24 protein-coding genes and 1 tRNA gene are annotated in these 24,216 nt (G+C 65.7%); 16 read left to right on the forward strand and 9 right to left on the reverse strand.

All coding sequences use genetic code 11. The features are described 5' to 3' along the window. Positions 1 to 27 precede the first annotated feature (27 nt). Positions 28 to 327 (forward strand): GNAT family N-acetyltransferase, encoded by a 300-nt coding sequence (locus T8S45_RS11165; RefSeq protein WP_407654904.1) that lies wholly within the window; start codon positions 28 to 30, stop codon positions 325 to 327. Positions 328 to 340: 13 nt separating this feature from the next. On the opposite strand, the gene T8S45_RS11170 is transcribed toward T8S45_RS11165, so the two are convergent. After that, positions 341 to 415, reverse strand: a tRNA-Thr gene (locus T8S45_RS11170). 135 nt (positions 416 to 550) lie between these two features. Between T8S45_RS11170 and T8S45_RS11175 the strand changes: the two genes are divergently transcribed. The 10 genes from T8S45_RS11175 to T8S45_RS11220 are packed head-to-tail and all read left to right on the forward strand — an operon-like array spanning position 551 to position 9,396. Further along, positions 551 to 715: a hypothetical protein gene (locus T8S45_RS11175; protein ID WP_188643220.1), complete on the forward strand. Its 165-nt coding sequence runs from the start codon at positions 551 to 553 to the stop codon at positions 713 to 715. Between the two features lie 36 nt (positions 716 to 751). Further along, on the forward strand, positions 752 to 1,438 hold the full coding sequence (gene gpmA, locus T8S45_RS11180; RefSeq protein WP_322293795.1) for a 2,3-diphosphoglycerate-dependent phosphoglycerate mutase: 687 nt from the start codon (positions 752 to 754) through the stop codon (positions 1,436 to 1,438). A 2-nt stretch (positions 1,439 to 1,440) separates the two neighbouring features. Then, the gene (gene purE / locus T8S45_RS11185; protein ID WP_188642804.1) at positions 1,441 to 1,920 is read left to right on the forward strand and encodes a 5-(carboxyamino)imidazole ribonucleotide mutase; all 480 of its coding nucleotides are present in this window, start codon (positions 1,441 to 1,443) and stop codon (positions 1,918 to 1,920) included. A gap of 25 nt (positions 1,921 to 1,945) precedes the next feature. Beyond that, positions 1,946 to 3,016: a 5-(carboxyamino)imidazole ribonucleotide synthase gene (locus T8S45_RS11190; protein WP_188643201.1), complete on the forward strand. Its 1,071-nt coding sequence runs from the start codon at positions 1,946 to 1,948 to the stop codon at positions 3,014 to 3,016. Continuing rightward, complete coding sequence (locus T8S45_RS11195; protein WP_229658184.1) at positions 3,000 to 3,512, forward strand: dihydrofolate reductase; 513 nt, start codon at positions 3,000 to 3,002, stop codon at positions 3,510 to 3,512. Before T8S45_RS11190 ends, T8S45_RS11195 begins: the two co-directional genes overlap by 17 nt. Positions 3,513 to 3,519: 7 nt before the next feature. Further along, a complete protein-coding gene (locus T8S45_RS11200) occupies positions 3,520 to 4,440 on the forward strand; it encodes a bifunctional riboflavin kinase/FAD synthetase (protein WP_322293796.1) in 921 nt (306 codons plus the stop codon). 3 nt (positions 4,441 to 4,443) lie between these two features. Beyond that, entirely contained in the window at positions 4,444 to 5,502 is a 1,059-nt protein-coding gene (locus T8S45_RS11205) for a glycerophosphodiester phosphodiesterase family protein (RefSeq protein ID WP_322293797.1), read from the forward strand. A 41-nt stretch (positions 5,503 to 5,543) separates the two neighbouring features. Continuing rightward, on the forward strand, positions 5,544 to 8,423 hold the full coding sequence (gene ileS / locus T8S45_RS11210; protein WP_322293798.1) for an isoleucine--tRNA ligase: 2,880 nt from the start codon (positions 5,544 to 5,546) through the stop codon (positions 8,421 to 8,423). Further along, complete coding sequence (gene lspA, locus T8S45_RS11215; RefSeq protein WP_322293799.1) at positions 8,420 to 8,992, forward strand: signal peptidase II; 573 nt, start codon at positions 8,420 to 8,422, stop codon at positions 8,990 to 8,992. The genes ileS and lspA overlap by 4 nt, the downstream gene beginning before the upstream one ends. Further along, entirely contained in the window at positions 8,989 to 9,396 is a 408-nt protein-coding gene (locus tag T8S45_RS11220; protein ID WP_188642810.1) for a DUF3035 domain-containing protein, read from the forward strand. The genes lspA and T8S45_RS11220 overlap by 4 nt, the downstream gene beginning before the upstream one ends. Positions 9,397 to 9,740: 344 nt before the next feature. On the opposite strand, the gene T8S45_RS11225 is transcribed toward T8S45_RS11220, so the two are convergent. Next, entirely contained in the window at positions 9,741 to 11,063 is a 1,323-nt protein-coding gene (locus T8S45_RS11225) for a hemolysin family protein (protein ID WP_322293800.1), read from the reverse strand. A 128-nt stretch (positions 11,064 to 11,191) separates the two neighbouring features. Here T8S45_RS11225 and T8S45_RS11230 point away from each other — a divergent pair, with 128 nt between their 5' ends. Continuing rightward, complete coding sequence (locus T8S45_RS11230) at positions 11,192 to 11,875, forward strand: YiaD family glycine zipper/OmpA-like lipoprotein (protein WP_322293801.1); 684 nt, start codon at positions 11,192 to 11,194, stop codon at positions 11,873 to 11,875. A gap of 12 nt (positions 11,876 to 11,887) precedes the next feature. Here T8S45_RS11230 and T8S45_RS11235 read toward each other — a convergent pair whose 3' ends face one another. Next, positions 11,888 to 12,715, reverse strand: a complete 828-nt coding sequence (locus T8S45_RS11235; RefSeq protein ID WP_322293802.1) for a 3'(2'),5'-bisphosphate nucleotidase CysQ — start codon at positions 12,713 to 12,715, stop codon at positions 11,888 to 11,890. Positions 12,716 to 12,805: 90 nt separating this feature from the next. Here T8S45_RS11235 and sucC point away from each other — a divergent pair, with 90 nt between their 5' ends. Continuing rightward, on the forward strand, positions 12,806 to 14,005 hold the full coding sequence (gene sucC, locus T8S45_RS11240) for an ADP-forming succinate--CoA ligase subunit beta (RefSeq protein WP_188642813.1): 1,200 nt from the start codon (positions 12,806 to 12,808) through the stop codon (positions 14,003 to 14,005). Here the strand turns inward: sucC and T8S45_RS11245 are convergent. Beyond that, entirely contained in the window at positions 14,002 to 14,505 is a 504-nt protein-coding gene (locus T8S45_RS11245) for a DUF6265 family protein (protein ID WP_188642814.1), read from the reverse strand. The genes sucC and T8S45_RS11245 overlap by 4 nt on opposite strands. A 184-nt stretch (positions 14,506 to 14,689) precedes the next feature. On the opposite strand from T8S45_RS11245, the gene T8S45_RS11250 reads away from it, so the two are divergent. The 3 genes from T8S45_RS11250 to T8S45_RS11260 are packed head-to-tail and all read left to right on the forward strand — an operon-like array spanning position 14,690 to position 17,405. After that, positions 14,690 to 15,436, forward strand: coding sequence for an electron transfer flavoprotein subunit beta/FixA family protein (locus tag T8S45_RS11250; RefSeq protein ID WP_188642815.1), 747 nt, complete (start codon positions 14,690 to 14,692; stop codon positions 15,434 to 15,436). Positions 15,437 to 15,469: 33 nt separating this feature from the next. Continuing rightward, complete coding sequence (locus tag T8S45_RS11255; protein ID WP_188642816.1) at positions 15,470 to 16,402, forward strand: electron transfer flavoprotein subunit alpha/FixB family protein; 933 nt, start codon at positions 15,470 to 15,472, stop codon at positions 16,400 to 16,402. 52 nt (positions 16,403 to 16,454) lie between these two features. After that, positions 16,455 to 17,405 carry an energy transducer TonB gene (locus tag T8S45_RS11260; protein ID WP_322293803.1) on the forward strand — a complete coding sequence of 317 codons (951 nt, stop codon included), beginning with the start codon at positions 16,455 to 16,457 and terminating at the stop codon, positions 17,403 to 17,405. Between the two features lie 4 nt (positions 17,406 to 17,409). Here the strand turns inward: T8S45_RS11260 and T8S45_RS11265 are convergent, their stop codons facing one another. The 5 genes from T8S45_RS11265 to T8S45_RS11285 form a co-directional block, all read right to left on the reverse strand. Further along, positions 17,410 to 17,952, reverse strand: a complete 543-nt coding sequence (locus tag T8S45_RS11265; RefSeq protein ID WP_322293804.1) for a GNAT family N-acetyltransferase — start codon at positions 17,950 to 17,952, stop codon at positions 17,410 to 17,412. Continuing rightward, a complete protein-coding gene (locus tag T8S45_RS11270; RefSeq protein WP_188643203.1) occupies positions 17,942 to 19,150 on the reverse strand; it encodes a DUF445 domain-containing protein in 1,209 nt (402 codons plus the stop codon). The genes T8S45_RS11265 and T8S45_RS11270 overlap by 11 nt, the downstream gene beginning before the upstream one ends. A 65-nt stretch (positions 19,151 to 19,215) precedes the next feature. Next, complete coding sequence (locus T8S45_RS11275; RefSeq protein ID WP_188642819.1) at positions 19,216 to 22,431, reverse strand: efflux RND transporter permease subunit; 3,216 nt, start codon at positions 22,429 to 22,431, stop codon at positions 19,216 to 19,218. 5 nt (positions 22,432 to 22,436) lie between these two features. Beyond that, on the reverse strand, positions 22,437 to 23,630 hold the full coding sequence (locus T8S45_RS11280; RefSeq protein ID WP_322293805.1) for an efflux RND transporter periplasmic adaptor subunit: 1,194 nt from the start codon (positions 23,628 to 23,630) through the stop codon (positions 22,437 to 22,439). A gap of 196 nt (positions 23,631 to 23,826) precedes the next feature. Continuing rightward, on the reverse strand, positions 23,827 to 24,093 hold the full coding sequence (locus T8S45_RS11285) for a GlsB/YeaQ/YmgE family stress response membrane protein (RefSeq protein ID WP_188642821.1): 267 nt from the start codon (positions 24,091 to 24,093) through the stop codon (positions 23,827 to 23,829). Positions 24,094 to 24,216: the final 123 nt, after the last annotated feature.

Raw genomic sequence — 24,216 nt, forward strand, 5'->3', positions numbered from 1 at the left:
CCGTTGCGATGGAAGAAGGAGATTCGCATGGCGATCGAGGGCTTGGAAATCACGCATGAAGACAACGGCACCAGCGGCGAATATCGCGCCAAGGTGCCCGACAGCGAGAAAATCGGGCGTTTGACCTGGAAGCAGCGCGAGGAAGGCGTGCGCGTGGCCGACCACACGCTAGTGCCACCAGCCATCGGCAATCGCGGTATCGCGGCCGCGCTAGTCGATCGGCTCGTCGCCGACGCACGCGAGCAGGGCTTCAAGATCGTGCCGCAATGCAGCTACGTCGAAGCGAAGTTTCACAAACACCCCGACTGGAGCGATCTGCGCGCCTGATTGTATGTGGGAATGGTGCTGCTGGAGAGAATTGAACTCTCGGCCTCACCCTTACCAAGGGTGCGCTCTACCACTGAGCTACAGCAGCAAGACCATTTCGCGAGTCGGAATTGCGCGATCCCCGTGGGGTCGCGTCGACCGGCGCGCGCTATTGCCACCGAACAGGCAAATGTCAAGCTAACCCGCTCTTGAAAGCTGCCCGCGCTCGCGGCAGGAGGGCGCCATGAGCGGGAAAGACGACAAGCCGACGCGCGAGGAGCGACTGGCGGCCAAGCTGCGCGAGAACCTGCGCCGCCGAAAGGCACAGGCCCGCGAGCTCGAGCAGCCCATGGACTCGGCGGCGGAAGATCTCGGCGAAATACTTCCCAAAAGCGATTCGGGCCGTTAGGCCACGGCGCTCTTTCAACGCACTAGGAGCGCGTCCTTGCCCCGCCTGATCCTGATCCGCCACGGCCAGAGCGAATGGAACCTCGCCAACCGCTTCACCGGCTGGTGGGATGTCGGATTGACCGACAAGGGTATCGCCGAAGCGCAGGCCGCCGGTAGGCTACTGGCCGAGAAGGGCATGCTGCCGACGGTCGCCTTCACCTCCTACCAGACGCGCGCGATCAAGACGCTGTGTCTCGCGCTCGAACAGTGCGACCGACTGTGGATCCCGGAGCACAAGGACTGGCGCCTCAACGAGCGGCATTATGGCGGACTGACCGGGCTCGACAAGCAGCAGACCCGCGACCGGCACGGCGACGAGCAGGTCCATATCTGGCGCCGCAGCTTCGATACCCCGCCCCCGCCGCTCGAGAAGGGCAGCGAATTCGATCTCTCCTCCGACCCGCGCTATGCCGGGGTCGAAGTGCCCGACAGCGAAAGCCTCAAGGACACGATCGCCCGCGTGCTGCCCTATTACCGCGATGCGATCGAGTCGGTGCTGCGCCAGGGCGAGACGGTGATCATCTCGGCCCACGGCAATTCGCTGCGCGCGCTGGTCAAGCATCTCTCGGGCATTTCGGACGACGAGATCACCGGGCTCGAAATCCCGACCGGCCAGCCGATCGTCTACGAACTCGACGACGATCTCGCCGCCACCGATCGCTATTACCTCTCGGAGCGCTGAGCATGTCTGCAAAGGTCGCAATCGTGATGGGCAGCCAGTCGGACTGGGATACAATGCGCTGTGCGGTCGAGGTCCTCGACGAGCTCGATGTCCCCACCGATGTCCGGATCGTCTCCGCCCACCGCACCCCCGACCGGATGGCCGAATTCGCGCGCACTGCCGAAGAGAACGGCTTCCACGTCATCATCGCCGGCGCAGGCGGCGCGGCGCACCTGCCGGGAATGATCGCCGCGCAGACCCATGTCCCGGTGCTGGGCGTGCCGGTGAAGTCACGCGCGCTCAACGGACAGGATTCGCTGCTATCGATCGTCCAGATGCCCGCCGGAGTCCCGGTCGGGACGCTGGCGATCGGCGAGGCCGGCGCGACCAATGCCGGACTGCTCGCCGCCGCCATCCTCGCCAATGGCGACGCCGATCTCGCCACCCGGCTCAAGGACTGGCGCGCCGCGCAGACCGCCCGGGTCGCCGAACGGCCCGAGTGAGGGCGCCCCGATGAGCGACCACTCAGTGATCCCGCCCGGGTCGACCATCGGCATCCTCGGCGGCGGCCAGCTGGGCAAGATGCTCGCGACTGCCGCCGCGCAACTCGGCTACCGCGTCGAAATCTATTCGCCCGAGCCCGATAGCATCGCCGCCGATGTCGCCGCCCATTCCACCGTCGCGGCATGGGACGATATCGAGGCCCTCGAACGTTTCGCGCGCGAATGCTCGGTCGTGACTTACGAGTTCGAGAATGTCCCTGTCGCGCCGCTCGCGGCCATCAAGGACATGGTGTTGCGTCCCGGCCTGCGCGCACTCGAAGTGGCACAGGACCGGCTCGCCGAGAAACGCTTTGCCGAGGATCATGGCGGCCGACCGGCTCCCTTCGCGCCGGTCGCGAACGCCGGGGAGCTCGAAACGGCGATGAAGTCGATCGGCACGCCGGGCATCCTCAAGACCTGTCGCGAGGGCTACGACGGCAAGGGCCAGTGGCGCACCGGCAATGGCGGCGCGAGCGACGACGATCTCGCCGCGATCGCGTTTCCCGAGACCGGCTGCATCTACGAGGGCTTCGTCGAATTCGAATCCGAATTCTCGGTCATCGCCTGCCGCGCGCTCGATGGCTCGATCGCCTTTTACGACAGCGCCGAAAACGACCACGAGGGGGGCATCCTGTCGCGCTCGACCGTACCAGCCTCGATGGCGATCGTCGCGCAGGTCGAGGAAGCGCGCGAACTGACCCGCCAAATCGCCGATGCACTCGATTATGTCGGCGTGCTCACGATCGAGTTCTTCGCCACCGCGAACGGCCCGGTGTTCAACGAAATGGCACCGCGGGTGCACAATTCGGGCCACTGGACGATCGAGGGCGCGGTCACGAGCCAGTTCGAGAACCATATCCGCGCAATCTGCGGCCTGCCGCTGGGCGATACCGCGCTCGCGGGCAAGCGAGTGGTGATGGACAATCTGATCGGCGAAGCGGCCGATGGCTGGGTGGAAATCCTCGCCGATCCGCAGGCCGCGCTCCACCTCTACGGCAAGGGCCAGGTGCGCGAAGGCCGCAAGATGGGGCATGTCACGCGTGTCGAACGCACCTGATCCTTTGGGCGACGAGCCTCACATCATCCTCCTCGCCGCAGTCGCCGAAAACGGCACGATCGGCCTCGACGGCGGGCTGCCGTGGCACATCCCGGCCGATCTCAAGCGTTTCAAGGCGCTGACGATGGGCAAGCCGATGGTGATGGGTCGCCGCACCTTCGAATCGCTGCCCGGCATCCTTCCCGGTCGGCGCCACATCGTGCTGACCCGCGATCGATCGTATGAGGCAGCGGGCGCGGAGATCGCCGCCAGCCTCGACGATGCGCTCGCACTTGCCGACGCGCCCGAGATCGCGGTGATCGGCGGTGGGCAGATCTACGCCGCCGCCCTGCCCCGCGCGACCCGGCTCGAACTGACCGAGGTCCATGCCGCGATCGAGGGCGACACCCATTTCCCCGACCGCGGGGACGGCTGGCGCGAGACCTTCCGCGAACGGCATGCGGGCGGGGAGAGCCACCCGGACTTTTCTTTCGTCACGCTGGTGCGCGACCTATAGGATCGCCATGCAGCGCCTGCATCACCGTGACTCCATTCCCGAAGCCCTGCGCGGCGCGATCATCGCGCTGGGCAATTTCGACGGCTTCCATCTCGGCCACCAGCGCGTCGCCGAGGAGGCGATCGAGTGGGCGCGGGCACAAGGCCGCCCGGCAATCGTCGCGACCTTCGATCCTCACCCGGTGCGCCATTTCCGGCCCGACGCGCCGCCGTTCCGCCTGACCACGCTCGACCAGCGGCAGGAACTGTTCGGCGAAGCCGGTGCGGCGGCCATGCTGGTGTTCGATTTCGGCGACGAGCTCGCCTCGACCAGCGCAGAGGGCTTCGTCGACCTGCTCGCCGGCCATCTCGGCGCGGCAGGCGTGGTGACGGGCGAGGACTTCTCCTTCGGCAAGGGCCGCAGCGGCAATGTCGAGGTGCTGCGCGATCTCGGCAGGGCGCGCAGGATGGAGACGCGCCGCGTCGGCCCGGTCTCCGATGCGGAAGAAGTCGTCTCTTCGAGCCGCATCCGCGACGCGCTTCAGGAAGGCGATTGCGCCACCGCGACCCGGCTTCTGACCCGCCCATTCGCGATCCGGGGCGAGGTGATCCACGGCGACAAGCGCGGGCGCGAGCTCGGCTATCCGACCGCCAATCTCGAGCTCGGCCAATACCTGCGCCCCAAATTCGGCATCTACGCCGTCACCGCGCGGCTGGCGGACGGGCGCGAGCTGAAGGGCGCGGCCAATCTCGGCACTCGCCCGCAATTCGATCCGCCCAAGGAATTGCTCGAACCCTATTTCTTCGATTTCGACGGCGATCTCTACGGACAGGAGATCGAGGTCGCCCTGCACCATTTCATCCGGCCCGAGGCGAAGTTCGATTCGCTCGATGCGCTCGTCGCGCAGATGGAAGCCGACTGCGCCCAGGCGCGCGAGTTGCTGGAGTAATCCATGAATTTCGGACCGTGGCCGCGGCGCATCTTCTTCGTGCTCGCGGCGATCTTCTTCGTCTTCACCTTCCTCCATGCGAGCTGGCTCGCGCCCACCCCGCGCGGCGCACCCAAGCTCGTCGCGCACCGCGCGGTCGGACAGCCGCTGCTGCAGCACGGGCAGTCCGGCGAGGAAGATTGCTTCTCGGCGCAGATCGAGGAGCCCTACCATCCCCTTATCGAGGACAGCCTGCGCTCGATAAGCGAGGTTTCGCGGCTCGGCGGCCACATGGCCGAAATCAACGTGCTGCCGACCGGCGACGGCGACCTGGTGCTGTTCCACGAAGACGATCTTTCCTGCCGCACCGGAGCGGAGGGCACGGTGAGCACCTCGACGGTCGAGGAATTGAAGCAGCTCGATATCGGCTGGGGCTACACCACGCCCGATGGCGACCACCCGCTGCGCGGCAAGGGCGAGGGCCTGATGCCGACGCTCGACGAGGCGTTCGACCGGCTGCGCGGCAACACGCGCTACATGTTCAACCTGAAGAGCGACGACCCCGCCGACGCCGAACTGCTGGCAAAGAAGCTCAAGGCCGCGCGCCGCGCCGTTCGCGGGACCGACCATGCCTTCATCGGCCAGGGCCCGGCGATCGCGCGGCTGGCCGAGCTGTTCCCCGACAGCTGGGTGGTCGATCTCGATCGCGCTTACGCCTGCTCGGCGGGATACATGCGCACCGGTTGGCTCACCATCGTGCCCGAGGCGTGCGAGAACGGCACGCTGATCGTCCCGCTCGACAAGCAGTACCTGTTCGCCGGCTGGCCCAACCGCACCATCGCGCGGATGGAAGAAGTCGGCGCGCGGATCGTCGTCACCGGTCCACATGACGGAGAGACGGTGACCTACGGGCTCGACCTACCCGAACAGTTCGGCGAGATCCCGGACAGCTTCAACGGCTATATCTGGATCGACGATCTCTGGATCCTCGGCCCGGCGCTGCGCCCCGGCTTCAACGACCGCGACGAGGAAGAGCGCAAGGCGCTGGCCGAAGTGGTCAAACGGCGGCGGGAAGCACGCTGAATGCTTTATCCCCGCGCGACTTTCGCCTAACGGCGCAAACCATGCCAGAAAAGTCCGACCAGAAGCGCGATTACAGAGACACGGTTTTCCTGCCGAAAACCGACTTCCCGATGAAAGCCGGCCTTCCGCAGAAGGAACCGGGCATTCAGGCGCGCTGGGAGGAACAGGGGCTCTACGAACGCATTCGCGAAAGCCGCGCGGGCCGCGAGAAGTTCATCCTCCACGATGGCCCGCCCTATGCCAATGGCGACATCCATGTCGGCCACGCGCTGAACCACGTCTTGAAGGACATGGTCGTGCGCACGCAGACGCTGCTCGGCAAGGACGCGCCTTACGTGCCCGGCTGGGATTGCCACGGCCTGCCGATCGAGTGGAAGGTCGAGGAACTCTATCGCAAGAAGAAGCGGTCGAAGAACGAGGTCTCGCCGAAGGAATTCCGCGCCGAATGCCGCGCCTACGCCCAGAAATGGGTCGACGTGCAGCGCGAACAGCTGAAGCGGCTCGGCATCGGCGGGCGGTGGGACAAGCCCTACCTCACCATGCGCCCCGAGGCCGAAGCCGATATCGTGCGCGAACTCCACAAATTCGCCGAGAGCGGCCAGCTCTATCGCGGCGCCAAGCCGGTGATGTGGTCCCCCGTCGAGGAAACCGCGTTGGCCGATGCCGAGGTCGAATACCAGGACCTGACCGACAGCCCGCAGATCGACGTGGCGTTCGAGATCACCGAGAGCCCGATCGAGGAATTGGTCGGTGCCTATGCGGTGGTCTGGACGACGACGCCGTGGACGATCCCGGTCAACCAGGCTTTGGCTTACGGGCCCGAAGTTCAGTACGATTTGATCAATACGAGCGATGGAAAAAAATATCTCATCGCTTTCGATTTGGTCGACGCTTTCCTTGCTCGAACAGGATATAGGCTCGTCGACGAAGCCGATATGCCGTCGACGACCGATGAGCTATTTGCTTGGCAGGCCAACAAGCTCGTGCGGGGCTCCGGCCTCGCCGGCACCATCGCCCGCCATCCGATGCACAAGCTCGGCGGGTTCTACGCCAAGCCGCGTCCTCTGCTGGCGGGCGATTTCGTCACCACCGACAGCGGCACGGGCCTCGTCCATATGTCGCCCGATCATGGCGAGGACGATTTCGAGCTGTGCCGCACCAACGGGATCGACCCGGTCTTCGCGGTCGAGAGCGACGGGCGATATCGCGACGACTGGCTGTGGCTCGGCGCGGACGACAAGGACGAAGACGGCAAGGAACGCCGCCGTGCGGTGATCAACAAGCCGTTCAATGCGCCCGACGGGCCGATCTGCTCCGATCTTCGCGAAGCCGGCGCGCTGCTTTCCGCCAGCGCCGACTACGCGCACTCGTACCCGCATTCGTGGCGCTCGAAGGCCAAGGTGATCTACCGCTGCACTCCGCAATGGTTCATCGGGATGGACGGCAAGCTCGACCATCTCGACGGCGCGAGCCTGCGCGAGACCGCGATGGGCGAGATCGAGCGCGTGCGCTTCGTGCCCGAAAAGGGTCGCCGCCGCATCGGCGCCATGGTCGGCGACCGGCCCGACTGGCTGATCAGCCGCCAACGCGCCTGGGGCGTGCCGCTGGCGCTGTTCGTCCACCGCGAGACCGGCGAATTGCTGGTCGACGCGGAGGTCAACGCGCGCATCCAGTCCGCCATCCGCGCCGACGGGATCGATGCCTGGGAAGAAGCCCGCGCGGGCGAATTCCTCGGCGAAGGACGCAATCCCGACGACTACGAGATGGTGTCCGACATCCTCGACGTGTGGTTCGACAGCGGCTCGACCCACGCCTTCGTGCTCGAGTCGGACGAGTGGCCCGAACTGCAGAGCCCGGCCGACCTCTATCTCGAAGGCTCGGACCAGCATCGCGGCTGGTTCCAGTCCTCGCTGCTCGAAAGCTGCGGCACCCGCGGCCGCGCGCCATATGAGACGGTGCTGACCCACGGGTTCACGATGGATTCTGCGGGCAAGAAGATGTCGAAATCGCTCGGCAACACGGTCGATCCGCTCAAGGTCATGGAGACCTACGGCGCGGACATTATCCGCTTGTGGGCGCTTTCGGTCGATTTCACCGAGGACCACCGCATCGGCGACGAGATTTTGAAGGGCGTGGGCGACCAGTATCGCCGGCTGCGCAACACCTTCCGCTACCTGCTCGGTGCGCTGGGCGGGTTCGATCACGACGCCGAAGCGGTCGATCCGGCGGAAATGCCCGAGCTCGAGCGCTACGTGCTTCACCTGCTCGCCGTGCTCGATGCGAAGCTGCGTCGTGCGGTCGACGATTTCGACTTCAACGCCTACACGCGTGCTTTGGTCGATTTCGCCAACGAAGACCTCTCGGCCTTCTTCTTCGACGTGCGCAAGGACCGGCTCTATTGCGACGATCCCGAGGGACTCGCGCGCCAATCCTACCGCACCACGCTCGACATCCTGTTCCAGGCGCTGGTGCGTTATGCCGCGCCGGTGCTGGTGTTCACCGCCGAGGAAGTGTGGGGCACGCGTTTCCCCGACCGCGACAGCATCCATTTGCAGGAATGGCACCCGATCCCCGCCGACTGGCGCAACGACGATCTCGCCGCGCGGTGGGACAAATTGCGCGACCTGCGCGAGGACGTGAACGAGGCGATCGAACCGCTGCGACGCGAGAAGACCATCCGTTCGAGCCTCGAAGCCGACGTCGTGGTGTCCGCCGATGCGGTGCCCGAGGGCTTCAGCGACGCGGACCTCGCCGAGCTGTTCATCACCGCGTCAGTGACGCGCGGGCAGGCAATCGCGGTGTCCCGGACCGATGACAGCAAGTGCGGCCGCTGCTGGCGGCTCCTGCCCGAAGTGGCGGAAGACGGCGATCTGTGCGGCCGTTGCGAAAGTGTGGTCGCGGAAATGGACGAGGTGGCATGAGCGTCGACTTCACCAGCACTCTGTGGAAACGCCGCTGGATCGGGCTCGCCGTCGCACTCGCGGTGTTCGTGCTCGACCAATTCGTCAAATGGGCGATGATCGGCCCGCTCGACCTGCGCAACCTCGAACATATCCCGCTACTGCCATTTTTCGACCTGACCTGGGCCGAGAACCGCGGCGTCTCGCTCGGCCTGTTTCGTGCCGACAGCATGGAGCAGCGGCTTATGCTGGTCGGCTTCACCGCACTGATCGCGGTGGTCGTGTTCGTATGGATGCTGCGCGAAAAGGCCAAGTGGGACATCCTCGCGCTCGCGCTGATCCTCGGCGGTGCGCTCGGCAATATCCGTGACCGCATCAACTACGGTTACGTGGTCGATTACGCCGACCTCCATATCGGCAGCTTCCGGCCGTTCCTCATCTTCAACCTCGCCGATGTCGCGATCACCTTCGGCGTGCTCATCATCCTTGCGCGGAGCTTCTTCTTCAGCGACAAGGACCCCATGAAAGACCCTTCGCTGCTCGATGCGAAGGACGAGACGGGCGACGTTGCCCCGGAGAAAACGACATGAAATTCGCCAAACTCGCCATCGCCACCGGATTGGCCTCGATGCTCGCCGCTTGCGGATCGACCGGCGTGTTCAACCGCGACCGCCCGGACGAGTTCGCCGTGCAGCGCCAGGCCCCGCTCGTGATCCCGCCCGATTTCAACCTCGTGCCGCCGTCCGAAGGGAATCCGCGCCCGGCCGAAGGCAGCGCGGCGGAACAGGCACTCGAAGCGCTGTTCGGCGGCCCCGCCGCGCGCAGCGACGTCGAAACCAGCGCGCTCGACCGCGCCGGCGCGGCCGTTCCCGGCATCCGCTCGAAGATCGGTGATCCGGACACCAACACCGTCGACAAGGGCGCGCTCACCCGCGACATTGTCAGCGCTCCGGAGAGCGAAGGTCAGGTCGCGCGGGCGGTAATCCCGGGCTGATTGCTGGGCTTGGGCTCCAAGAGTAGATAGAGTTTTATTGGTTACGGACCCGCATCCGCGGGTCCATCCTCGGTGCTAATCTCTCCGCTGCGCCCCGAGGAACCTGCGGGTGGCCGGTCGGGCTCGCCTCCGCGCCAGTCGCGCTGCGGACGACCATCTCGATCGTGTCCCTCGCGCTTCCTCTCGATATTCCTCCAGAAGTTTCGCGCGGTAGCGTGCACGCGGGCGACTGCCCACCGCGGCTTATGCCGCGAAGCCAAGCGGGCCGGATGGTCTGCGCCTGGCGTCTGAGGGTCTCAAACAGATAAATCTTCCCCACTCGCGCCGCGCCAGCAGCAACTCCGCTATTCCGCTTCCGCCACCTCCGGCTCGCCCTTCACTCGCGCCACCAGCAGCTTGTCGATCTTGCGGCCGTCCATGTCGACGACCTCGATCCGCCAGCCCTCGTCCTCGAAATAGTCGCCCGCCTGCGGGATCCGCTTGATCATCGCGAGGACATAGCCCGCTGCGGTCGCGTATTCGCGTTCGTCGGGCAGCGTCATGCCGAGGCGTTCGGCCAGCGCATCGGCCGGCATCGCGCCCGAGATCAGCAGCGATCCGTCCTCGCGCTCGACCACTTGCGGACCGTCGCCAAGATCGCGGTCGCTGGCGAATTCGCCCACCAGCGCCTGCAGCAGGTCCGCCGGGGTCACGATCCCGTCGAGATGGCCGTATTCGTCGTGGACCATCGCCATCGCGACATCGGCCTGCTGGAGCATCCGCAGACCGTCGATCGAATCGAGCTGGTCGGGAACGATTTCGGGGCGCGCCATAAGCGAGGCGAGCTGCGGGACCCTGCCGTCGACGATCTGGGCCAGCACCTCGCGGGTTTTGACCACGCCGACGACTTCGTCGGGCGAGCCCTTGGCCACTGGCATCAGCGAATGCGGCGAGGCGGCGATCGCGGCCTTGATTTCCTCGAGCGAGGCATCGGCGTCGATCCAGTCGATCTCGGTGCGGGGGGTCATGACTTCGCGCACCGGGCGGTCGGCCAGGCGCATGATCCCGGTCATGATTGCGCGCTCTTCCTCCTCGAGCACGCCCGATCGGGTCGCCTCGGCGAAGATCATGTGCAGTTCTTCGTCGGTCAGGTGATTCGGATCCGATCGCCGCGCGCCGAACAAGCGCAACACGAGGCTGGACGAGTGCTCGAGCAGCCACACCAGCGGTGCCGCGAGCCGCGCGAGGAACGCCATCGGCGGCGCGGCGAGCATCGCGATCTTTTCGGGCGCGCGCAGGGCCAGCTGCTTGGGCACCAGCTCGCCGACGACGAGGCTCAGATAGGTGACGATCACGATGACCAGCGCGAACCCCGCCTCGGGAGCGTAATCGGCGGGCACACCCCAGGCCGCCAATCGCTCGCCCACCGGCCCGCCAAGGCTCGAACCCGAATAGGCGCCGGCGATAATCGCCACGAGGCTGATCCCGATCTGTACGGTCGAGAGGAACTTGCCCGGTTCGGAGGCGAGCTGGAGCGCCTGCCGGGCGCCGGCCCGCCCCTCATCCAGCGCGACCTTCAGGCGCGCCCGGCGCGCGGAGACAATCGCCAGTTCGCTCATGGCGAAGAGGCCGTTGAGCACGATGAGTGCGGCGATAATCGCAAGGTCTGCCCAAGGAAAGGGTGTCACGCTGCGACCGCTAGCAGAAAGTGGGGTCGGGAGGAAAGCAAAGGAACGTGCTCGTTCACCACGCGTTTCAATAATCGGCTCTCTAAAAAATTGCGCTCGAAGCGCGCCCATTGGGAAAGGACGAACTGATGAAATCCTATAAATTCGCCATTGCCGCCGTATGCGGCATGTCGCTCGTTACCGCCGGCTGCATCACCGATCCGAACACCGGCGAGAAGACCTATTCGCGCACCGCCGTCCTCGGCGCGGGCGGCGCGCTCGCCGGCTACCTGCTCGGCGGCCTGATCGGCGGCAAGACCGCACGGATCGTGGGTGCAGGTATCGGTGGCGTTGCCGGAGGCGTCGTCGGCAACCGGATCGACCAACAGATCAAGGAATTGAAGGAAAAGACCGCCGGATCGGGCGTCGACGTCACCAGCGACGGCGAATCGATCCTCGTCAACCTGCCCGACACCGTCACCTTCGATGTCGGCAGTTCGACGCTCAAGCCCAGCTTCCGCGCCACGCTCGACGAGGTCGCGGCGACGCTGGTCGACTATCCCAACAGCCTGATCGACGTCTACGGCCACACCGATTCGACCGGGTCCGACGCGTTCAACCAGGCGCTGTCAGAACGGCGCGCCAAGGCGGTCGCGGATTACTTGATTGCGCGCAATGTGGATCGTCGCCGGATCATGACGCAGGGCTTCGGCGAAACCCAGCCGATCGCCGACAACGGCACCGAAGCTGGCCGCGCGCAGAACCGCCGGGTCGAGATCAAGATCATCCCGATCACCGAGGAAGACGTCGCCGAGGCCAAGGCCCAGCAGTGATCGCAGCTGCGATCAGTTGACGAACCCGGATGGGCGCGCGGCCTTGTTGGCAATCTCGCGCGCCCTCCCGCCCCAACGCTCGAGCGCCGGTCCGTGAAGGGCCGGCGCCGTCGCAAGGACCCCGAATATGCGCGGATCCGGCTTGTTGAAGCGATAGGGCTCGCCGGTCGCCGCGGTGACCGTCGCGCCCGCCTCGCTCGCGATCAGCGCCGCGGCGGCGAGATCCCATTCCGCGCCCCAGCGCATCGTCAGCACCATGTCTGCCTCTCCCGCCGCGACCATTGCAACCCGCAAGGCGATCGAATTGGGTTGCGCGACCTTGGCGAGGTCGCGGTCGGTCTTGGGCAGGTCGTGGATCGGCACCCGCGCTCCGGCCAGCTGGGCGCAGTCCGAGCAGGAGAGCGCCTTTCCGTCGAACGATGCCCCCTCGCCCTTCCGCGCGAGCCAAGTCTGCCCCCGCGCCGGCGCTTCGAGCGCGGCGAGCACCGGTTGGCCCTCCTCGACCAGCGCAACCGACACGCACCAGCCGTCGCGCCCGCGCAGGAAATCGCGCGTCCCGTCGATCGGGTCTACGATCCAGCACCGGCGCTGTTCGGCGCGAGCAGTGTCGTCGGCGGTCTCCTCCGATAGCCAGCCCGCATCGGGTGCGAGGTCGCCGAGCGCGCGATGCAGGTAGCGATCGACCGCAAGATCGGCTTCGCTCACGCGGTTGTCGGGCGATTTCTCCCACGATTCGACGTCGTTGCCCGCCCCCGGCCAATACTCCATCGCCAATGCGCCGGCCTCGCGCATGACCTGTTCGAGTTCGCCCGGAGAAACCATCGCATCGTCGCTGCCCATTGCGGGCCCACTTTTCAAGTCGCGCCGCATATGCGAAGGCGCGCCGCAAACCCCCGGACGAATCCTCATTCCAAGCGGAAAGACCCACCCATGAACATTCACGAATACCAGGCCAAGGAACTGCTCGCCGAACACGGGATCGCCGTGCCCAAGGGCATCGCCGCGATGACGGTCGAAGAGGCAGTCGCCGCCGCCAAGCAGCTGCCTGGCCCGCTTTACGTCGTGAAAGCCCAGATCCATGCCGGCGGCCGCGGCAAGGGCAAGTTCAAGGAACTGGACGCCAATGCGAAGGGCGGCGTCCGCCTCGCCCAGTCGATCGATGAAGTCGAGCACGCGGCGAAGGAAATGCTCGGCAACACGCTGGTGACCGCGCAGACCGGCGACGAAGGCAAGCAGGTCAACCGCCTTTATGTCACCGATGGCGTCGACATCGCGCACGAATACTACCTGTCGCTGCTGGTCGATCGCGCCTCTGGCCAGGTCGCGATGGTCGTGTCGACCGAGGGCGGGATGGACATCGAGGCGGTCGCGCACGACACGCCAGAGAAAATCCACACGATCACGATCGACCCGGCGCAGGGCTTCATGCCGCATCACGGCCGCGCGGTCGCTTTCGCGCTCGAACTGTCGGGCGACACCAACAAGCAGTGCCAGAAGCTCGCCGGGCAGCTTTATGAGGCGTTCATGGCGCTCGACGTCGAAATGCTCGAGATCAACCCGCTGGTCGAGACCAAGGACGGCGACCTGCTGGTGCTCGACACCAAGATGAGCTTCGACGGCAATGCGCTCTATCGCCACAAGAACGTCGAGGCGATGCGCGACGAGACCGAGGAAGACCCGGCCGAAGTCGAGGCGAGCGAATACGACCTCGCTTATATCAAATTGGACGGCAATATCGGCTGCATGGTCAACGGCGCCGGCCTCGCCATGGCGACGATGGACATCATCAAGCTGAACGGCGCCTTCCCCGCCAACTTCCTCGACGTGGGCGGCGGCGCGACCAAGGAAAAGGTCACCGCGGCGTTCAAGATCATCCTCAAGGACGATGCGGTCGAAGGCATCCTCGTGAACATCTTCGGCGGCATCATGAAGTGCGACATCATCGCCGACGGCATCGTCTCGGCGGCCAAGGACGTGAACCTCTCGGTCCCGCTGGTGGTCCGCCTCGAGGGGACAAATGTCGAGAAGGGCAAGGAAATCCTCGAGAATTCCGGCCTGCCGATCGTCAGTGCCGACGACCTGGGCGATGCCGCCCGCAAGATCGTGGCCGAGGTGAAGAAGGCGGCCTAACCCGCCCGTTCGAACCGAAAGACCAGCTCGCGCACCTCGTCGCCCTCCGATTTCATGCGGACGGCGGCGAGGAGCCCGTTCTCGCCGTCGCAGCGAAGCGTCAGCGCGTGGAAGTAGGCGGCGCATGGCTCCATTGCGACGAGGCGGAAAGTCAGCATCCCGTCCTTCTCCTCCCACCCCGTGAGATCGGCGTGGAAGTGCTTGAGCCGTAGGACCAGCGTGCCTGCCTCTTCCATCAGGTAGAGATGTTCGGTGAACATGATCGTGCCGTCGCCCTGCGCCTGCACGAATGTGCCGACCATCGTCCCGCCGACCGGCGGCAGCCAGCTTTCCATCGCGTCGGCACCGCCGATCCCCTCGCCCGCCCATTGCCCCACGAGCCAGTCGACCTGCGCGAGCGTGGCGGGCGGCGGAGAGTGATCCTCGGGCGCGACGCGCGTCTCCTGCGCGGCGAGCGGGCTCGAGAACAAGAGAATCGCGGCCAGGAACGGGCGGATCATGCGGGGTTCTCCCTGTTGCGCCGTAAAACTACGCCCGCTTTACGTTACGGTAAAGCGGCATCGCGCCGGCGGGGCTTGACCTCGCGCCATCGGAACGCAATGTCGCCCGCGTCATTCGATTAACAAGGCGGGGCCGCGCAGCCCTGCGCAACCATCAGGCACCGTTCCAGCCGAAAGGACCCACATGAAAATCCTCGTCCCCGTCAAACGGGTGATCGACTACAACGTGAAGCCCCGCGTCAAGGCGGACGGCTCCGGCGTCGATCTCGCCAACGTCAAGATGAGCATGAACCCGTTCGACGAGATCGCGGTCGAGGAAGCGATCCGGATCAAGGAAGCGGGCAAGGCCGAGGAAGTGATCGCGGTGTCGATCGGCCCGGCCAAGGCGCAGGAAACGTTGCGCACCGCGCTCGCCATGGGCGCCGATCGTGCGATCCTCGTCGAAACCGACGACGAGGTCGAGCCGCTCGGCGTCGCCAAGATCCTCAAGGCGATCGCCGAAGAGGAAGAGCCCGGCCTCGTGATCCTCGGCAAGCAGGCGATCGACGACGATTCGAACCAGACCGGCCAGATGCTCGCCGCGCTGATGAACCGTCCGCAGGGCACCTTCGCCAATACAGTCGAGATCGAGGGCGACAGCGTCACCGTGAAGCGCGAGATCGACGGTGGGCTCGAAACGGTCAAGCTGACCATGCCCGCGATCGTCACCACCGACCTCCGCCTCAACGAGCCCCGCTACGCCTCGCTGCCAAACATCATGAAGGCGAAGAAGAAGCCGCTCGACACCAAGAACCCCGCCGATTTCGGCGTCGACATCGCACCGCGCCTCAAGACGACCAACGTCTCCGAACCGCCGGTCCGCCAGGCGGGCGAGAAGGTCGAGGACGTCGATGCGCTCGTCGCCAAGCTGAAGGCGCTGGGCGTCGCGTAAGCGCGCCCGCACAGGAATTTAAAGGATAGCGATATGAAAACGCTGGTTCTGGTCGATCACGACAACAACTCGCTCGGCGACGCGACGCTCGCCGCCGTCACCGCCGCCTCGAAGCTCGGCGAAGTGCACCTGCTGGTCGCGGGTCACAATTGTGGCGCGGTCGCCGAAGCCGCTGCCAAGATCGAGGGCGTGGGCAAGGTCCATGTCGCCGACGACGCCGCCTACGAACACCAGCTGGCCGAGAACGTCGCGCCGCTGGTGGTCGACCAGATGGGCCATCACGACGCGTTCCTCGCGCCGTCGACCACCACCGGCAAGAACATCGCCCCGCGCGTTGCGGCCGGACTCGACGTGATGCAGATCTCCGACATCCTCTCGGTCGAGGGCGACAAGACCTTCACCCGCCCGATCTATGCCGGCAACGCGATCGCGACGGTCGAGAGCTCGGACGAAAAGCTCGTCATCACCGTCCGCGGCACCGCGTTCGACAAGGCCGCCACCGAAGGCGGAAACGGCGAGATCGAAGCCGTGAGCGGTCCCGGCGATGCCGGAATCTCCAGCTTCGTCAGCCAGGAACTCGCCGAGGGAGGCGATCGCCCCGAACTGACCAGCGCCAAGATCATCGTCTCGGGCGGTCGCGCGCTCAAGGATGCGGAGACCTTCGAGCAGTACATCATGCCGCTCGCCGACAAGCTCAATGCTGGCGTCGGTGCGAGCCGTGCGGCGGTCGATGCGGGCTATGTCCCCAACGACTACCAGGTCGGCCAGACCGGCAAGATCGTCGCCCCGGACGTCTATATCGCGATCGGTATCTCGGGCGCGATCCAGCACCTCGCGGGGATGAAGGATTCCAAGACCATCGTCGCGATCAACAAGGACGAGGACGCGCCGATCTTCCAGGTCGCCGATATCGGCCTCGTCGCGGACCTGTTCCAGGCCGTGCCGGAGCTTACCGAGAAGCTCTAAGGGGTTGACCCGGCTACCCTCTTCCCCTTGGTTCGGGGTGGAGGGTTCGCACATGTTCGGTATTCGTCGGGTCGCACTCGGTGCGCTGTTCGTTATGTCGGTCGGCATCGCGCCGGTCGCCGCGCAGGATGACGTCTCATTCAAGGCGGTTGAGTACGCTGCGCAGTCCGACTGGCGGTTCGAGCGCACGCCCGAAAGCTGCGGCGCATTCCGCTTCTTCGGTTTCGGCGATCGCCGCCTGCGCCTGTCCTTCACTCGATATCATCCGGGTGGCCCGACCGACATCGTCCTCGTCGGCGACGATATAGATTGGCGCCACGGCGAGATTCGTACCGGCGTCATGCCCAGCAGCGTGATCGTGACGCCCGACCGCGTCAGCAGGGCGAGCTGGCGCAAGATGGAGGGGATCGGGTTCACCGGCGAATTCCCGCCGGTTTCCGACGAGGGCGATTTCGAAGGGCTCACCGGGCGCGATTGGCTCGACCGGGTGACTCATTTCTTCGTCGCCGACGCTTCGGACGACCCGGTCGCGCTCGAAACCGGCTCGCTGGTAAGGCCGCTAGCCTGGATCGACGATTGCATGACCAAGCGGCTCGAGCGGCTGGGCATCGACACCATGGGCGAACGGGGGCGGTCGCGCGACGTCGAGGTGGTCGACTTCGAGACCTGGCAGAAGCGATTGACGCGCCGCTTCCCGTTCGCGGCACTGGCGCGCAATTACGAAGGGCCGGTGCCACTTCGCATCACGGTGGGCGAAGACGGCAGTGTTCTCCACTGCCAGGCGCTGCACCAACTGACCGCGCGCATCCTGCGCGATGCAGCGTGCGAACTCATCCTTGAATTCGCGCAATACCGGCCGGCGCTCGATGCCGAAGGCGAGCCGATGGTCGGCTACACTTTCTTCACGCTAATCTTCGATATCAAGGGCACCTACGAGCGTGACGGCAGCCGCACCTATGGCGACGCCGGCGGACGCACCGTGCGCAAGCAGGGCGACTACTGAGGCTTCAGTCGGGCACCCGCTCCAACAGCACCAGCTCGCACCCGTCCTTTTCGGTGCGGCGGAATTCCGCGAAGCCGAGCCGTTCCGCCAGCGCGAAGCTCGCGTCGTTCCCGACTTCGATCATCGCGACGACGCGTTTCGGCCCGCGGGTCCGGTCGAACCATTCGAGCGCGGCTAGCATCGCCTCGCGGGCGTAACCCCGACCGACGTGTCCGGCACCGACGATCCACCCCGCTTCAGGCTGGTCGTCCATTCCCTCGCCCAGGCCGCGATAGGTGTGGAAGATTCCAGCGAGCCCGATGATCTCCTTTTCGCCCGCCTTTCGCAGCATGAACATGCCGTAGCCGTAGAGAAGCCAGCTGCCTGCGGCGCGCAGTCCGCGCGAGAAGGCCTCGGCATAATCCTGCGGGGGGCCGAGATGGCGCGCGGTCTCGGGCTCGTTGACGATCGCATGGACCTGCGGGGTGTCGCCGACCTTCGGCAGCCACAATTCGAGCCGGTCTGTGGTCAGCAGGGGCCGGTCTCGCGGGAGGCGGTCAGAAGGCATAGCTCAGCGCATGCAATGTCACGCCGACGAGGCCGCCCACCAGCGTCCCGTTGATGCGGATGAACTGGAGGTCGCGGCCGACCGCGCCCTCGACCCGGTCGGTGATCGTTCGCGCATCCCAGCGGCGCACGGTTTCAGACACCAGCCGCACGATCTGGTCGCCATAGCGCGTCGCGACGCCGACCGCGGTCCGGCGCGCGAAGCGGTTGACCATGATTTGCAGGCGGGGATCGTTCGACATGGCACCGCCGAGTTCGCCGACCAGCTTGCCGATCTCGCCCTGCATCGCCTTGTCGGGATTGCGCGCGGTATCGAGCATCGCCTTGCGCGCGCGCTCCCACACGCCCTGCCACCAGTCGGCCAGCGCGGGATTGTCGAGCAAGTCGTTCTTGGCCTTCTCGACCTTCGCCTTGAGCTCCGGATCATGCTGCAGGTCGTGCGCGAGCTTCTCGAGACTTTCCTCGACCTTGCTGCGGATCGGGTGGTCGGGATCGACCAGCGTCTCGGCGAGCAGCTTGTAGAGTCCGTCGATCACCGAATTGGCGAGCCGTTCGTCGAGGCCGGTCCAGCGCAGCAGCGCATTGGCGCGGCGATGGATCATGTCGCGCACGAGATCCTCGTTGTCCTCGAGCGCGAGCGCGACCCAGCGGATCACCGAATCGATCAGCGGGCGGTGCCGCCCGTCGGCGATCGCGGCCTCGATCATCTTGCCGGCCGGAGGCGCGACCTCGATCCGCGCCAGCGTTGCCTTGAGCCCGCTGCGGACCTGGCCGCCCATCCGCTCGGGATCGAGCGATTCGAGCACGTCGGCGAACAGGCTCGCCGCACCCGCCGCGATCCGCGAACCGTCGGACTTGGGCGGCGAGGCGAGGAAATCGCCGACCGCGCCGGCAATGTTCATCCCGATCATCCGCCGCGCGACCACCGCGGGGGTGAGGAAATTGTCGCGCAGGAAGTCCGCCATCGTGTCGGCGATGCGATCCTTGTTGTTCGGGATGATCGCGGTGTGCGGGATCGGGATGCCGAACGGGTGGCGGAACAGCGCGGTCACCGCGAACCAGTCCGCGATCCCGCCTACCATTGCGGCCTCGGCGAAGCTGTGGACGAAGCCCCAGGCCGGGTGCAGGTCGAGGTATTGGCCCGACAGCACGAACAGCGCGGCCATCGCACCGAGCATGCCGGTCGCGGCAATCCGCATCCGGCGCGCGCGGTCCGGCGGGATCGGCGCGCCCGCCACGGGCCGCAATGTCAGACGTTTACCGCTCACTCGGCAGGCATTGCGCCCTCGCCCCGGCGGTCGTCAAGCGCTCCCGGGAACTTGGCGTTCTCGCGGTCCTTCGGATCGTAGCTGAGCATTTTCCGTCGCATCCACGGTCCGACCCGCTTCTCGATCCCGTCGGCGAGGCTGAAACCAGCCGGGACGATCAGCAGCGTGAGCACGGTCGAGACCAGTAGCCCGCCGATCACGCCAGTGCCCATCGGCTGGCGCCACGCCCCGTCCGCCTGCAGCGCCAACGCGGTCGGGATCATGCCCGCGGTCATCGCCACGGTGGTCATGACGATCGGCTGAGCGCGCTTGCGCCCGGCCTCCATGATCGCGTCGTATTTGCGGTGACCCTCGGCCATCGCCTCGATCGCGAAGTCGACGAGCAGAATCGAGTTCTTCGCCACGATTCCGAACAACAGCAGGATGCCGATGAAAAACGGCAGCGAGATCGGCTGGCCGACGAGCTTGATCGCGAGCACCGCGCCGAGTGGCGCAAGCAGCAGCGAACCCATGTTCACAAGCGGCGACATCAGGCGCTGGTAGAGCAGTACCAGCACCGCGAAGACCGAAAGGATGCCCGTCGCCAAGGCGATCTGGAAGTTGACGAGGAATTCCTCGAGCCAGCGATCCGAGCCCGACGGCGCGTTCGACACCCCTGTCGGAAGGTCCTGCATGATCGGCAGTTCGTCGATCTTCGCCTTGGCCACACCCTCTTCGGCACCCGGCGCGATATCGGCACTCACGAAAACGCGGCGCTTGCGATCTTCCCGCTGGATCGTGGTCGGTCCGGCGCCGAAGCGGATCTCGGCGACGCGCTCGAGCGGCACCGAGCCACCGCTGGCGGTGGGCACGGGCAGGTTGCGGATCGTCGCGATCCGGTCGCGCGAGGATTCGGGCAGCATCACGCGGATCGGGATCTGGCGGTCCGAGAGCGAGAAGCGCGCCGCGCGCTGGTCGATCTCGCCGATCGTGGCGATACGGATGGCCTGGCTCAGCGCCGAGGTCGTCACGCCGAGCGAGGCGGCAAGTTCTGTACGGGGGGTGATAATCAGTTCGGGCCGCTGGAGATCGGCCTCCACGCGGGGGGCGGTCAGTTCCTCAAGCCCACCCATCTGTTCGACGAGGACTTGCGCGGTTTCTTCGAGCAGGACCGGGTCGCTGCCCGAGAGCATGACGTTGATCGGACGGCCCGAGCCGCCGCCACCGCCGCCGCCCTGCATGTTCTGGAAGCTGACGCGCGCATCGGCGATCTGGTTGAACTTCTGCGATACCTCGCGTTCGAATTCGGTGCTCGAGCGCGCCCGATCCTCCTTGAAGGTGACGAAGATCGACGCGCTGGCTTCGCTCACGTTGACCAGCGCCTGGTTCACCTCGGGCTCTTCCTTGAGCAGCGCGTTGACCTGATCGGCGACTTCCTCGGTCTGTTCGAGCGTTGTGCCCGGGACCATCTCGATGCGGACCCGCGCAAAATCCATGTCGGTGTTGGGGAAGAACTGCGCCGGGGTCGTGGCGAAGAGGAAGATCGTCGCGACGAAGGAAAGCAGCCCCATGCCCATCACCCACGCGCGATGATCGCCGCGCAAATGTGCACCGAGCTTGCCGAAGAAGCCGATCTTGCCCTTGCGTTCGATCTTGCGCGCCTTGATCGCCCGCGCCTTGTCGCGATCGAGCGTCCAGGCAAGGATCCGCGAATAGCGGTCGATCCACGGCCCGTTGGCATGATCGGCGACGCCGTGTTCCTTGAGGAAATAGGCTGCCAACATCGGAGTGATCATGCGCGCTACGGCAAGGCTCATCAGCACGGAGACGACGACCGTCACGCCGAAATTCTGGAAATACTGGCCCGCGATGCCCGGCATCATTGCGACCGGCAGGAACACCGCGACGATCGAGAAGCTGGTCGCAACGACGGCGAGGCCGATCTCGTCAGCCGCGTCGATCGAGGCCTGGTAGGCCGATTTGCCCATTCGCATGTGTCGGACGATGTTCTCGATCTCGACGATCGCGTCGTCGACCAGCACGCCCGCGACGAGCCCCAGCGCCAGCAGGCTCATCTGGTTGAGCGTGAAGCCCATGAATTCGAGGAAGAAGAAGGTCGGCACCGCCGACAGCGGGATCGCGATCGCCGAGATGATCGTCGCGCGCCAGTCGCGGAGGAAGAAGAACACCACGATCACGGCGAGGATCGCGCCCTCGATCAGCGCCGCCATCGAGCTCTTGTACTGCGCCTTGGTGTATTTGACGACGTTGAACAGTTCGACGAATTCGAGGCCGGGGTTTTCGGCCTCGATCTCGTCCATGACCACCTGCGCCTCGTCATAGACGGTGACGTCGGACTCGCCGCGCGCGCGGGTGAGGTCGAAGGTGACGACCGGGCGGCCGTCGACCTTGGATATCCGGTAGACCTCGCTCTCGCCATCGGTGACTTCGGCGATGTCGGACAGCTTGACCGAGCGACCGCCGCCGAGCGAGATCCGGCGCTGGCCGAGTTCGAACGCGGTTTCCGATGTCCCGAGCACGCGCACCGACTGGCGCGCGCCGGCGATTTCGGCCTGGCCGCCGCCGGCATCGAGATTGCTCTGCGCGATCGCCGAGTTGACCTGGCTCGCAGTGACCCCGAGCGATTGCATCCGCGCCGGATCGAGGATCACGCGGATCTCGCGATCGACGCCGCCGCTGCGCCCGGCACGCGCCATGCCGGGGACCGCGAGCAGGCGCTTGGAGACGGTATCGTCGACGAACCAGCTCAGTTCTTCCATCGTCATGTCTTCGGCAACGACGGCGTAGCTGGCGAAATTGTCGAGCGTATTGATCTTGCGGACCTGCGGCTCGATGATCCCGTCGGGCAGGTCGCCGCGGATCTGCTGGACCGCTGCATCGACCTCGTTGACGAGGTCGTTCACGTCGTTGCCGATCTCGAAGAACAGGATCGTCTGCGAATTGCCTTCGCTGACCCGGCTCTGGATCGTCTCGATACCCTCGACGTTCGAGACCGCGCTTTCGACCTTCTGCGTAATCTGCGTGTCGAGCTCGGTCGGGGCGGCACCCGGCTGCGAGATCGAGACGACGACGGCGGGGAAATCGATGTCGGGCTCGTTCTGCACCTCCATCCGGTTGAACGCGATCAGACCGGCGAGGGTGAGCGCGACGAACAGGACGAGCGGAACGACCGGGTGCTTGATCGACCAAGCGGAGAGATAACGCAGGTTCATCGGGTTCAGTCCTGTTCGCGGCGGACCTTGGGCGAGACCTTCTCACCCGGTTTCAGGAAGCCGCCGGCTCGCAGGACGACCTTTTCGGTCCCGGTCAGGCCTTCGACGATCGCCACGCCGTCATCGGTGATCAGGCCGGTCCTGACATTGCGCCGGGCGACAGTGTTATCGTCCTTTACGATGTAGACGAAGGACTGGCCGTTATCGTCCTGGATTGCGCTCTCGGGGAGCTTGGGCGCGACCAGCGTGCCCGAAGCGATGGTAGCGGTAGCGAAACCGCCCGGCTTGAGCCCGGGGGCGTAGGACAGCGCGATGCGCGCGGTGCCCTGGCGGGACTGCGGGTCGATCGTCGGGGCGATCTGCCACACCTGCCCGGTAAACGACCGGTCGAGGCCGACCGGGACGACTTCCGCCGTCACGCCGGCCGAGATCCGCGCCAGATCGTCTTCTCCCAATTGCGCGAGCAGTTCCATCTCGCCGCCGCGCGCCATCAGGAACACGGCGCCCGAACCGCCGCCGACGACCTGCCCGGGTTCGATGTTGCGTTCGAGGATGAGACCCGCTGCGGGGGCAACGATATTGAGCTGCGCGGTGCGTGCCTGCAATTCGTTCAACTGGGCCTTGGCGACTTCGACCCGCGCAACGGCGGCATCGCGCGTTGCGGTCAGGCGATCGACATCGGCGGTCGAGATGAAGCCGCGTTCGACCAGTTGGAGCGCGCGATCGAGGTTGGACTGGGCGAGCCGCGCATCGGATTCGGCGACGCGGATCTGCGCGCGCTGCTGGTCGATCTGCTGCGCCTGGACCGACCGGTCGAGCACGGCGAGCGCCTGGCCGGCGCGGACCCAGTCGCCCGCATCGACGAGGACCCGGGTGACCTGACCGCCCGCTCCGGGCACCCCGATCGGCATTTCACGGCGCGCAGCGAGGGTCCCCGTGGCAGTGATTTCGCCCGCAATCGTCGCGCGCCCGGGGACGACCACGGTGACCGCCTGCCCCGCGGCATCTTCGGCGCCCGGGGCAGGTGCCGCGGCATCGCCGCCACGGGTCATCAGCCATAGACCGGCCGTTACCAACACGACGATCGCAGCGAGAATGATCCACAACCGACGACGCTTGCGGCGTTCGTTGGCATCGAGCGCAAACGGATCGTCGACCCGTGCGGCGCTGTCGGTGTCGATGTGCATTTCGGCGTTCATATCGGTCCCCATCGTGGAGCTGGTGTGTTACACTGATATCACACCGCACTCAAGCCCGGGTTACGCCTCACACTCCATTTGCTCAATATTGCATCTGCGAACGGCGTATTCCCACCGGTCAATGGAAAACGGGCGGCCACCCGTAGGGAGACCGCCCGCTTCGAGCACGCAATCAGCGTGCAAATGTCGGAATTTCCTAGCGAACGCGTCCGCGCTGGACGAGATTCACGATCGCGAGCAGGATGACCGCGCCGAGAATGGCGATCACGAAGGCACCGAGATCGAAGGTCTGGATGCTGCCGCCGAAACCAAGCAGCGGGGCGAGCAGCCAGTTGCCCAGCACGGCCCCGATGATACCGACGATGATATTCCAGAAAATGCCCATCGATGCGTCGCGGTTCATGACGATCGAAGCGAGCCAACCGGCGACACCGCCGACGATGATTGCAATGATAATGCCCATAGCCTGATTTCCTCCTGTTCGGTCCTTCTTGCGGGACCAGCATGAGAACGGGAATTCGGCCCATGCCAGCCCCGTTCCGCTTCCCAAACGGACCAATCGGAACAAGTGTTCCCGGGAAGGCGC

Source organism: Pseudoblastomonas marina (genome assembly GCF_034374265.1).
GTDB lineage: Bacteria > Pseudomonadota > Alphaproteobacteria > Sphingomonadales > Sphingomonadaceae > Alteriqipengyuania_A > Alteriqipengyuania_A marina.

What these genes read in the sequence shown, in the direction of transcription:
- T8S45_RS11265 (WP_322293804.1), bottom strand. Translation starts at nt 17,952, where the DNA reads ATGCCTTCTGACCGCCTCCCGCGAGACCGGCCCCTGCTGACCACAGAC.
- T8S45_RS11250 (WP_188642815.1), top strand. Translation starts at nt 14,690, where the DNA reads ATGAAAATCCTCGTCCCCGTCAAACGGGTGATCGACTACAACGTGAAG.
- T8S45_RS11200 (WP_322293796.1), top strand. Translation starts at nt 3,520, where the DNA reads ATGCAGCGCCTGCATCACCGTGACTCCATTCCCGAAGCCCTGCGCGGC.
- T8S45_RS11175 (WP_188643220.1), top strand. Translation starts at nt 551, where the DNA reads ATGAGCGGGAAAGACGACAAGCCGACGCGCGAGGAGCGACTGGCGGCC.
- T8S45_RS11280 (WP_322293805.1), bottom strand. Translation starts at nt 23,630, where the DNA reads ATGAACGCCGAAATGCACATCGACACCGACAGCGCCGCACGGGTCGAC.
- T8S45_RS11220 (WP_188642810.1), top strand. Translation starts at nt 8,989, where the DNA reads ATGAAATTCGCCAAACTCGCCATCGCCACCGGATTGGCCTCGATGCTC.
- T8S45_RS11245 (WP_188642814.1), bottom strand. Translation starts at nt 14,505, where the DNA reads ATGATCCGCCCGTTCCTGGCCGCGATTCTCTTGTTCTCGAGCCCGCTC.
- sucC (WP_188642813.1), top strand. Translation starts at nt 12,806, where the DNA reads ATGAACATTCACGAATACCAGGCCAAGGAACTGCTCGCCGAACACGGG.
- T8S45_RS11285 (WP_188642821.1), bottom strand. Translation starts at nt 24,093, where the DNA reads ATGGGCATTATCATTGCAATCATCGTCGGCGGTGTCGCCGGTTGGCTC.
- T8S45_RS11270 (WP_188643203.1), bottom strand. Translation starts at nt 19,150, where the DNA reads ATGCGGATTGCCGCGACCGGCATGCTCGGTGCGATGGCCGCGCTGTTC.
- T8S45_RS11230 (WP_322293801.1), top strand. Translation starts at nt 11,192, where the DNA reads ATGAAATCCTATAAATTCGCCATTGCCGCCGTATGCGGCATGTCGCTC.
- T8S45_RS11260 (WP_322293803.1), top strand. Translation starts at nt 16,455, where the DNA reads ATGTTCGGTATTCGTCGGGTCGCACTCGGTGCGCTGTTCGTTATGTCG.
- ileS (WP_322293798.1), top strand. Translation starts at nt 5,544, where the DNA reads ATGCCAGAAAAGTCCGACCAGAAGCGCGATTACAGAGACACGGTTTTC.
- T8S45_RS11275 (WP_188642819.1), bottom strand. Translation starts at nt 22,431, where the DNA reads ATGAACCTGCGTTATCTCTCCGCTTGGTCGATCAAGCACCCGGTCGTT.
- T8S45_RS11255 (WP_188642816.1), top strand. Translation starts at nt 15,470, where the DNA reads ATGAAAACGCTGGTTCTGGTCGATCACGACAACAACTCGCTCGGCGAC.
- lspA (WP_322293799.1), top strand. Translation starts at nt 8,420, where the DNA reads ATGAGCGTCGACTTCACCAGCACTCTGTGGAAACGCCGCTGGATCGGG.
- T8S45_RS11165 (WP_407654904.1), top strand. Translation starts at nt 28, where the DNA reads ATGGCGATCGAGGGCTTGGAAATCACGCATGAAGACAACGGCACCAGC.
- purE (WP_188642804.1), top strand. Translation starts at nt 1,441, where the DNA reads ATGTCTGCAAAGGTCGCAATCGTGATGGGCAGCCAGTCGGACTGGGAT.
- T8S45_RS11235 (WP_322293802.1), bottom strand. Translation starts at nt 12,715, where the DNA reads ATGGGCAGCGACGATGCGATGGTTTCTCCGGGCGAACTCGAACAGGTC.
- T8S45_RS11205 (WP_322293797.1), top strand. Translation starts at nt 4,444, where the DNA reads ATGAATTTCGGACCGTGGCCGCGGCGCATCTTCTTCGTGCTCGCGGCG.